At 78.9% G+C, this 1,501-nt stretch carries 1 pseudogene; it reads left to right on the top strand.

Annotation, left to right across the window (positions count from 1 at the left end):
- Positions 1-1,501: pseudogene (locus tag ABD352_RS24295) on the top strand (hypothetical protein); the annotation flags it as partial.

The raw sequence follows: 1,501 nt of genomic DNA, 5'->3' as shown, positions 1-1,501 counted from the left end.
GCGGCTGCTCGCCGACGGGCCCGCACCGGTCGCCACCGCCGCGCAGAAGCTCCTGCGGACCGTTGCCGGCCTCGACGTCGACGCGGTGCTCGAGCCCTCCCGGGCCGTCGTGCGGCGGCCGGACAAGGGGCTCGTGCGCACCCAGCTCGGCTGGCTCGACGCGCTCGCCCGGCGGCACCCGGCCCGCGCCGCGGACATCGCCGGCGTGCTCACCCTCGCCGCCGAGCATCCCGCCGTCGAGCTGCGGGAGCGCGCGGCCGCGCTGGCCACCAAGCACGGCGCCGCGCCCGCGTCACCGGTCGTGGCCGCCGTGCCGCTCGACGACGCGCTGCCCGCCCCGGCACCCCCGGCGCCCGCACCGCCGCCGATCGGCGACCCGGACGAGCTGGCCGAGGAGATCGCCGCCTTCTACAGCGGGCGGCCCTTCACCGCGCTGCTGCCCCTGGAGCGCCTCCTCGACGGCGTCGTGCGGCTCCACTCGAGCGACCGCGAGCGCATGCAGCGCGCCGTGCGGCCAGTCGTGGAGCGGCATCGCGAGGGCATGGGCCAGCACCAGTGGGACGCGCACTGCCTGTGCGGCGCGTTCACCGGCCTGCTGCTGATGGCCGCCGGGTTGGATCCGGGGCGAAGGCTCCGGGCCGGCTGGGCCACCGAGCTGACCAAGGCCCACCGGGTCCTGAATCTGCGGGAGCCGGCCGACCGGCGGATACCGCCGCCACACCGCCTGCTGCGCGCCCGCCTCGCCGAGATCGCGGTGCACTTGCCCGGGGACGGGCTCTCGTCCCCGGGTGGGCCCTTGCCCGCGGACGGGCTGTTGTCCGCGCCGACGTCGGCCGGGGGCACGCTCGACACCGCGGCGCTGCTGGACCGGCTGGCGGCGCTAGGCGCAGCGCAGCCGTGGCCCTGGGACCTCGTCCAGGCCCTGCTGCGCGTCCCGCCCGGGCCCGACGGGGCGGCCGCCGCGCGGGCTGAGCGCCTGGCCACCCCGGCGGCGGAGCGGGTCGCTGCCCGGCTGCGGGGCGACGGCCTTCCGGCCCCGAGGTGGCTCGTCGCAACCGTCTCGCCGCGCCCGAGTGGTCCCGCCGGCCGCCACGACTACGAGCACGAGCACCTGCCGCCGGTCCGGATGCAGATCTCGACCGGCCCCGGGCCGGACGGGGCCGAGGACCACGCACTGCTCGGCTGGCTGCATCCGGAGACCGACCGCGGCACGTTCTGGCACGTGCTGTGGCCCGGGCTGCTGCCCTGGCATCGCGGGCTGACCGCGGCCTTCGCGCTGCCGGGCGTGGCCGCCACCGCCGACATGGACGTCCGCGGCGGGGCGGCGGTCCTTCCCCTGCTCGCCGAGGCGGCCGGCGACCCGGGGCCGGCGATGGCGATCGGGGTCGCGTACGGGCTGGCCGCCCGGCACGAGCAGGACCGCGTGGCCGCCGTGGACGCCCTGCTGCTGCTCGCCGGGCAGGGCGCCTTCGACGCCGAGCTGGCCGGCGTGCACCTCGGG

Origin of the sequence: Dactylosporangium salmoneum, from assembly GCF_039532525.1 — a bacterium.
GTDB lineage: Bacteria > Actinomycetota > Actinomycetes > Mycobacteriales > Micromonosporaceae > Dactylosporangium > Dactylosporangium salmoneum.
The sequence above is the reverse complement of the archived record's forward strand: the minus strand, read 5'-3'. Positions and strand labels throughout refer to the sequence as shown.